Origin of the sequence: Pseudomonas sp. RW407 (genome assembly GCF_003176655.1) — a bacterium.
Classification (GTDB): domain Bacteria; phylum Pseudomonadota; class Gammaproteobacteria; order Pseudomonadales; family Pseudomonadaceae; genus Pseudomonas; species Pseudomonas delhiensis.
On the sequence record NZ_QGSL01000106.1, the window covers coordinates 530,277 to 538,054 of the forward strand.

General features: G+C 68.4%; 6 protein-coding genes. 3 read left to right on the plus strand and 3 right to left on the minus strand.

Annotation, left to right across the window (positions count from 1 at the left end):
* The 3 genes from DK254_RS34840 to ompR all read right to left on the minus strand — a co-directional run.
* On the minus strand, positions 1–133 hold a 133-nt coding region (locus tag DK254_RS34840; protein WP_256595935.1), incomplete at its 3' end, for a transposase.
* A 247-nt stretch (positions 134–380) separates the two neighbouring features.
* The gene (locus DK254_RS19235; RefSeq protein ID WP_109935049.1) at positions 381–1,700 is read right to left on the minus strand and encodes an ATP-binding protein; all 1,320 of its coding nucleotides are present in this window, start codon (positions 1,698–1,700) and stop codon (positions 381–383) included.
* Positions 1,701–1,799: 99 nt separating this feature from the next.
* On the minus strand, positions 1,800–2,543 hold the full coding sequence (ompR, locus tag DK254_RS19240; protein WP_109935050.1) for a two-component system response regulator OmpR: 744 nt from the start codon (positions 2,541–2,543) through the stop codon (positions 1,800–1,802).
* A gap of 234 nt (positions 2,544–2,777) precedes the next feature.
* Here ompR and DK254_RS19245 point away from each other — a divergent pair, with 234 nt between their 5' ends.
* The 3 genes from DK254_RS19245 (at position 2,778) to gshA (ending at position 7,259) form a co-directional block, all read left to right on the plus strand.
* Complete coding sequence (locus tag DK254_RS19245) at positions 2,778–5,114, plus strand: Tex family protein (RefSeq protein WP_109935051.1); 2,337 nt, start codon at positions 2,778–2,780, stop codon at positions 5,112–5,114.
* 9 nt (positions 5,115–5,123) lie between these two features.
* A complete protein-coding gene (locus tag DK254_RS19250; RefSeq protein WP_089393859.1) occupies positions 5,124–5,513 on the plus strand; it encodes a PaaI family thioesterase in 390 nt (129 codons plus the stop codon).
* A gap of 162 nt (positions 5,514–5,675) precedes the next feature.
* Positions 5,676–7,259, plus strand: a complete 1,584-nt coding sequence (gene gshA, locus DK254_RS19255; RefSeq protein WP_109935052.1) for a glutamate--cysteine ligase — start codon at positions 5,676–5,678, stop codon at positions 7,257–7,259.
* Positions 7,260–7,778 lie beyond the last annotated feature (519 nt).

A 7,778-nucleotide genomic window follows, 5' to 3' on the forward strand; every position in this document is an offset into this window, starting at 1 on the left:
TCCAGCGGCGAACTGCCGTCTCTCCCAGGTCCATATCTCGGCAGACCTGCGTAATGCTCAGGCCCTGGTCCTTGATCATCTGGACGACTTGCAGCTTGAAACTGGCATCGAATGTTCTGCGTTTACGGCTCATGAATGACTCCTCTATTCAGTGGATTTTCCACCTATCGAGGTGTCCGAGGAAATTGAACCACCACAGGCGTTAGCCGGCCAGCACAGAGATTACCGACTAAAACCACCCCCTCTCTCGGCACGGACTAGCCCCAACGGCGGATAACGCTGGCGCGTTATCCGCCCTACGTAGCGCCCCCTGTAGGAGCGCGCCCTGCGCGCGAATCGCGGGCAGGGCCCGCTCCTACACCCGCCGGGGATACCGCGGCTCAGGAAGCCCCGCGTGGCAGCATCAGCCCCAGCGGCAGGCACACCCGTGCCTCCACCCCGCCGCCCTCGCGGTTGCGCAGTTCCACGCTGCCGCCGTGCTGCGCGGCGATGCGCTTGACGATGGCCAGGCCCAGGCCGGTGCCCTTGCCGCCGCGCGCCTTGTCGCCGCGGATGAAGGGGTTGAAGATGCTGTCCAGCTCCTGCGGGTCGATGCCGGCGCCGCGGTCCAGCACGCTCAGCACCACGTAGGGCGCGCCGTCGCCGCCGGCCAGGTGGCTGGCCACCTCGACGTTGCCGCCGCCGTGGTTGAGGGCGTTGCCGATCAGGTTGCCCAGCAGGCGCTTCATCGACACCCGCCGCAGCGGGAACGGTGGCAGCGGCTGCAGGCTCAGGCGCACGTGCTCCTCGCCCTGGTTGTAGGGCGCCGTCACTTCGCGGGTCAGTTCGTTGAGGTCGCCCGCCTCCACCGGCTCGTCGCGGCCGTCGCGGATGAAGGCGAGGAACTGGTCGAGGATCTGGTCCATGTCCTCGATGTCGCGCACCATGTCCTCGACCATCTCGCGCTCGGTCTCGGGCATCAGCTCCAGCGACAGGCGCAGGCGCGTCAGCGGCGTGCGCAGGTCGTGGGACACCCCCGCCAGCATCAGCTCGCGCTCGCGCGCGGCCTGCTCGACGTCGTCGGCCATCTGGTTGAAGGCGCGGTACACCTCGGCCATCTCGCTGGGGGTGTCCTGCCCCAGCGGCAGGCGCACGCTGCGACCCTTGCCGAACTCCCGCGAGGCCACCACCAGGCGCTTGAGCGGCTGGCCGAGCAGGCGCACGAAAATCCAGGCCGCCGCCGTGGACAGCAGGCCGATGCCGAGGAACCAGCCCAGCACGCTCCAGATCTGCTGGCCGCGCAGCGGGTGCGGGTACAGCGGCACACCCAGCCAGCCGTCGCCCAGGTTGGGCGCGTGGACCCAGAGCATCGACGGGTGGTGGATGCGCAGGCGCGTCTCGGTGTCCGGGCCCAGCTCGGTGCGCATCTGCCGCTGGAAGATGCCGCTGTAGGGCCAGTGCTGCTCTTCCGGCTGGCCGTTCTCGTGGGGCACCCAGGCCAGCCCGGCGGACCTGGCGATGGCCTCGCGCGAGCGCTCGTCGGCGGCCCAGTAGGCGCGCACGGTGAGGGCCGCGCCGTGGCTGTACTGGCGGTCGACCAGCATGTCCTCGTTCATCAGCAGGTAGACCAGCGTCAGCGCCTTGGAGAAGAGCACGACGATGAGCACCAGCCAGAGGGTGCGGGCGAAGAAGCTTTGCGGGAACCAGGGCGGGGTTTTCAAGATGAACTACCAGAAAGCACGGAGCGTAGGAGCGAGCTTGCTCGCGAACCAAATCCGCAGCGGGGCTGGTTCGCGAGCAAGCTCGCTCCTACAGGAGGATCATTTGCGGGCATTACCGTCCGGCACGAACACGTAGCCCACGCCCCACACCGTCTGGATGTAGCGCGGCTTGGACGGGTCGGGCTCGATCAGCCGGCGCAGGCGCGAGATCTGCACGTCGATGGAGCGCTCCAGGGCGTCCCACTCGCGACCGCGGGCCAGGTTCATCAGCTTGTCGCGGGTCAGCGGCTCGCGGGCGTGCTGCACCAGCGCCTTGAGCACGGCGAACTCGCCGGTGGTGAGCATGTGCACCTCGCCGCCGTTCTTCTTCAGCTCGCGGGTGGCCAGGTACAGCTCGTAGTCGCCGAAGGTGACCACCTCGTCCTCGCCGGCCGGGGCACCCGGCACCAGCGGCGCCTGGCGGCGCAGCACGGCCTTGATCCGCGCCAGCAGCTCGCGCGGGTTGAACGGCTTGGCCAGGTAGTCGTCGGCGCCCAGTTCCAGACCCTGGATGCGGCTGGACTCGTCGCCCTTGGCGGTGAGCATGATGATCGGGATCTGGTTGTTCGCCTCGCGCAGGCGCTTGCACGCCGACAGGCCATCCTCGCCGGGCATCATCAGGTCCAGCACCACCAGCTGGAACAGCTCGCGGGCCAGCAGGCGGTCCATCTGCTCGGTGTTCTCCACGGCGCGCACGCGGTAGCCCTGTTCGTCGAGGAAGCGCTCCAGCAGGCGGCGCAGGCGGGCGTCGTCGTCGACGATGAGGATCTTTTCACCTTCGGGCAGGGTGGACGGGTTCGACATAGAAACTCCAGGTTCGGGTCAGGCCGGCAATTATCGCCCAGCCTCGGTTGGCCACGGATTGTCCATTGTTAGCAGATTTTTCCCCGACCGACCGCCCTCCCGCTCAATTTAGCCTGGGTATAATGCGGCGCTTTTGCGGCGGGGCGTTGTCATAGACGCCTGCCGGACGCCCGAGCGAGCCGGCCGGCGCTAGCGCCACACCCCGTATTCTCGTTGGTTTCACCAGGTGGATTCATGGACAGCATCAACACCCGTATCGCCGAAGAGCTCTCCGCACTGCCCTCCGGCCGTGTTCAACCGCAGCAGGTGGCCGCCGCCGTGGCCCTGCTGGACGAAGGCAGCACTGTCCCCTTCATCGCCCGTTACCGCAAAGAAGTGACCGGCAGCCTCGACGACACCCAGCTGCGCCTGCTCGAAGAGCGCCTGCGCTACCTGCGCGAGCTGGACGAGCGCCGCGGCGCCATCCTCGCCAGCATCGAGGAGCAGGGCAAGCTGACCCCCGAGCTGGCCCGCGAGATCAAGCTGGCCGACACCAAGACGCGCCTGGAAGACCTCTACCTGCCGTACAAGCAGAAGCGCCGCACCAAGGGCCAGATCGCCCTGGAAGCCGGCCTGGGCGAGCTGGCCGATGCGCTGTTCAACGACCCGAGCCTTACCCCGGAAACCGAAGCCGCGCGCTTCGTCGACGCCGAGAAGGGCTTCGCCGACACCAAGGCCGTGCTCGAAGGCGCCAAGTACATCCTCATGGAGCGCTTCGCCGAGGACGCCACCCTGCTCGACCGCCTGCGCGTGTTCCTCAAGGACAACGCCACCCTCACCGCCCGCCTGGTGCCGGGCAAGGAGACCGAAGGCGCCAAGTTCAGCGACTACTTCGAGCACGACGAGCCCTTCAAGGGCGCGCCCTCGCACCGCGCCCTGGCGATCTTCCGCGGGCGCAACGAAGGCGTGCTGAGCGTGGCGCTGAAGGTCGGAGAGGAGCTGCCGGGCACCAGCCACCCGTGCGAAGTGATGATCGGCGAGCGCTTCGGCATTTCCAACCAGGGCCGCGCCGCCGACAAGTGGCTGGCCGAGGTGGTGCGCTGGACCTGGAAGGTCAAGCTCTACACCCACCTGGAGACCGACCTGCTCGGCGAGCTGCGCGAAGGCGCCGACCTTGAAGCCATCAACGTCTTCGCCCGCAACCTGCACGACCTGCTGCTGGCCGCCCCGGCCGGCCCGCGCGCCACCCTGGGCCTGGACCCGGGCCTGCGCACCGGCGTCAAGGTGGCCGTGGTCGACGCCACCGGCAAGCTGCTGGAGACCGCCACCGTCTACCCGCACGTACCGAAGAACCAGTGGGACCAGACCATCGCCGTGCTCGCCGCGCTCTGCGCCAAGCACCAGGTGGAGCTGATCGCCATCGGCAACGGCACCGCCAGCCGCGAGACCGACAAGCTGGCCGCCGAACTGATCAGGAAATACCCGGCGCTCAAGTGCACCAAGATCATGGTCAGCGAGGCCGGCGCCTCGGTGTACTCGGCCTCCGAGCTGGCCGCCAGGGAATTCCCCGACCTCGACGTGTCGCTGCGCGGCGCGGTCTCCATTGCCCGCCGCCTGCAGGACCCGCTGGCCGAGCTGGTGAAGATCGAGCCCAAGTCCATCGGCGTCGGCCAGTACCAGCACGACGTGTCCCAGCTGCAACTGGCGCGCAGCCTGGACGCGGTGGTGGAAGACTGCGTGAACGCCGTGGGCGTGGACGTCAACACCGCCTCCGCCGCCCTGCTGGCGCGCATCTCCGGGCTGAACGGCACCCTGGCGCAGAACATCGTGGCGCACCGCGACGCCAACGGCGCCTTCAAGTCCCGCGATGAGCTGAAAAAGGTCAGCCGCCTGGGCGAGAAGACCTTCGAGCAGGCCGCCGGCTTCCTCCGCGTGATGAACGGCGACAACCCGCTGGACGCTTCCGCGGTGCACCCGGAGACCTACCCGCTGGTGCAACGCATCGCCGCCGACACCGGCCGCGACATCCGCTCGCTGATCGGCGACTCGGGCTTCCTCAAGCGCCTGGACCCGAAGAAGTTCACCGACGAGCAGTTCGGCCTGCCCACCGTCACCGACATCCTCAAGGAACTCGACAAGCCCGGCCGCGACCCGCGCCCGGAGTTCAAGACCGCCGAGTTCCAGGACGGCGTCGAGAGCCTCAAGGACCTCAAGCCGGGCATGGTGCTCGAGGGCGTGGTGACCAACGTCACCAACTTCGGCGCCTTCGTCGACATCGGCGTGCACCAGGACGGCCTGGTGCACATCTCGGCGCTGTCGGAGAAGTTCGTCAAGGACCCGTACGAAGTGGTCAAGGCCGGTGACATCGTCAAGGTCAAGGTCATGGAAGTGGACATCCCGCGCAACCGCGTCGGCCTGTCCATGCGCATGGGCGACACCCCCGGCGAGAAGGTCGAGGGCCCGCGCGGCGGCAACCGCGGCAACGGCGGCCAGCGTGGCGAGCGCAGCGCACCGCGGCAGCAGGAGAAGGCCCCGGCGAACAACGCCATGGCCGCCCTGTTCGCCAACGCCAAGCAACTGAAGAAGAAGTAGGGAAAGCCCATGAGCGAGATGCCCGGCCGCGACCGGATGATCAGCGCCTTCAGCGAGAACATCGGCCTCGAGCCGGTGCGCCTGGGCGACGGCGAGGCCGAAGTGAGCCTGAAGATGGCCGAGCACCTGCGCAACCGCGGCAACGTGATGCACGGCGGGGCGATCTTCTCGCTGATGGACGTGACCATGGGCCTGGCCTGCTCCAGCGCCCATGGCTTCGACCGCCAGAGCGTCACCCTGGAATGCAAGATCAACTACATACGCGCCGTCGCCGAAGGCGAGGTGCGCTGCGTGGCCAGGGTCCTGCACGCCGGGCGCCGCTCGCTGGTGGTGGAGGCGGACGTGCTCCAGGGCGACAAGCTGGTCGCCAAGGGACAAGGCACCTTCGCCCAGCTGTAAGCCCGGGCCCCTTTCCTGCACTATCCTGACCACCGGAGCCCACGCCGCGCGCGGGCTCCGGCCGGTCGCAGCCCGCCAGGCGACAACGCCGGCCGCCCACCCCCTTGTAGACCGCCCGGTCCACCCCCATAGTGGGGCGACTGCCGCGTGAAGGACATCAAATTGAGCGACCTACTCTCCCGCCGCCTGGCGCTGCTCGGCGACGCTGCCAACCTGCCCCTGCTCAGCCAGTGTCTGCACGGCATCGAGCGCGAGTGCCTGCGGGTCGACGCCGACGGCCGGCTGGCCCTGACCCCGCACCCGCGCGCCCTGGGCTCGGCCCTGACCAACCCGCAGATCACCACCGACTATTCCGAGGCGCTGCTGGAGTTCATCACCCCCACCAGCACCGGCGTCGAGCAGACCCTGGCGTCCCTGGAGAGCATCCACCGCTTCGCCAGCCAGCGCCTTGGCGGCGAACTGCTGTGGAGCCCGTCGATGCCCTGCGAGCTGCCCGACGAGGAGAGCATCCCTATCGCGCGCTACGGCAGCTCCAACATCGGCCGCCTCAAGTACGTCTACCGCAAGGGCCTGGCGCTGCGCTACGGCAAGACCATGCAGTGCATCGCCGGCATCCACTACAACTTCTCCCTGCCCGAGGGCCTCTGGCAGCTGCTGCAGCGGCACGAGGACGGCGGCATGGCGCTGCGCGACTTCCAGTCGGCGCACTACATCGCCCTGATCCGCAACTTCCGCCGCTACAGCTGGCTGCTGATGTACCTGTTCGGCGCCTCGCCGGCGCTGGACGCCGGCTTCCTGCGCGGGCGCCCGCACCAGTTGCAGCAGTTCGACGAGCACACCCTGTACCTGCCCTGGGCCACCAGCCTGCGGATGAGCGACCTGGGCTACCAGAACAACGCCCAGGCCGGCCTGACGCCCTGCTACAACGACCTCGACAGCTACGTCGAGAGCCTGCGCAGCGCGGTGGGCACGCCCTACGCGCCCTACCAGAAGGTCGGCACCAAGCAGGACGGCGAGTGGGTGCAGCTGAACACCAACATCCTGCAGATCGAGAACGAGTACTACTCCAGCATCCGCCCGAAACGCGTGACCTACAGCGGCGAGCGGCCGATCCAGGCCCTGGAGTCGCGCGGCGTGCAGTACGTCGAGGCGCGCTGCCTGGACATCAACCCCTTCCTGCCGCTGGGCATCGACGCCGCCGAGGGCCGCTTCCTCGACGCCTTCCTGCTCTACTGCGCGCTGCAGGACAGCCCGCTGCTGGCCGACGGCGAATGCGGCGCGGCCACCAGCAACTTCCTCAAGGTGGTCAAGGAAGGCCGCCGCCCGGGCCTGCACCTGCAGCGCTGCGGGCAGACCGTACCGCTGCAGGTCTGGGCCAGCGAGCTGCTGGAGCGCATCGCGCCCATCGCCGGGCTGCTCGACCGCGCCAGCGGCGGCGACGCCCATGCCCAGAGCCTGATGCAGCAGCGCGAGAAGGTCGCCGATCCGGAGCGCACGCCATCCGCCCAGGTCCTGGCGGAAATGCGCGAGCGCGGCGAGAGCTTCACCGCCTTCGCCCTGCGCAAGAGCCGCGAACACGCCGAAACCCTCGCCCGGCCGCTGCCGGCGGCGGAGCAGGAAGCCTTCGAGGCCATGGCCAGGACCTCGCTGGCCGAACAGGAAGAACTGGAACGCCAGCCGGAAGGGGATTTCGACACCTTCGTGGCGGCCTACCAGGCGAGCATCCTCGGAGTGATCGGCGTTTAAGCCCCGTAGGAGCGGACCTTGTCCGCGATAGCCGGACGTCCCGGCGCGATTCGCGGATGAGATCCGCTCCTACGCCACCCACCCACGCCATTCCCTGTAGGAGCGCGCCCTGCGCGCGATTCGCGGGCAGGGCCCGCTCCTACGGTTCCAGGAAAGCACGGTCGTAGGAGGACTCCGTCCGCGATAGCCGGACGTCCCGGCGCGATTCGCGGATGAGATCCGCTCCTACGCCGCCCCACCCGCACCATTCCCCTGTAGGAGCGCGCCCTGCGCGCGATTCGCGGGCAGGGCCCGCTCCTACAGATTGCCGGGGAGCACGATATTCCTCCCCCGTAGGAGCGGACCTTGTCCGCGATAGCCGGACGTCCCGGCGCGATTCGCGGATAAGATCCGCTCCTACGCCGCCCCACCCACGCCATTCCCTGTAATTGGATGGACTCACCCTCACCGAGGCGTCGAAGCGCCACGGTGGCATTCTAAGAAGCCAGCGACAGTGAGGGTGAGGCCATGAAAAAGCAT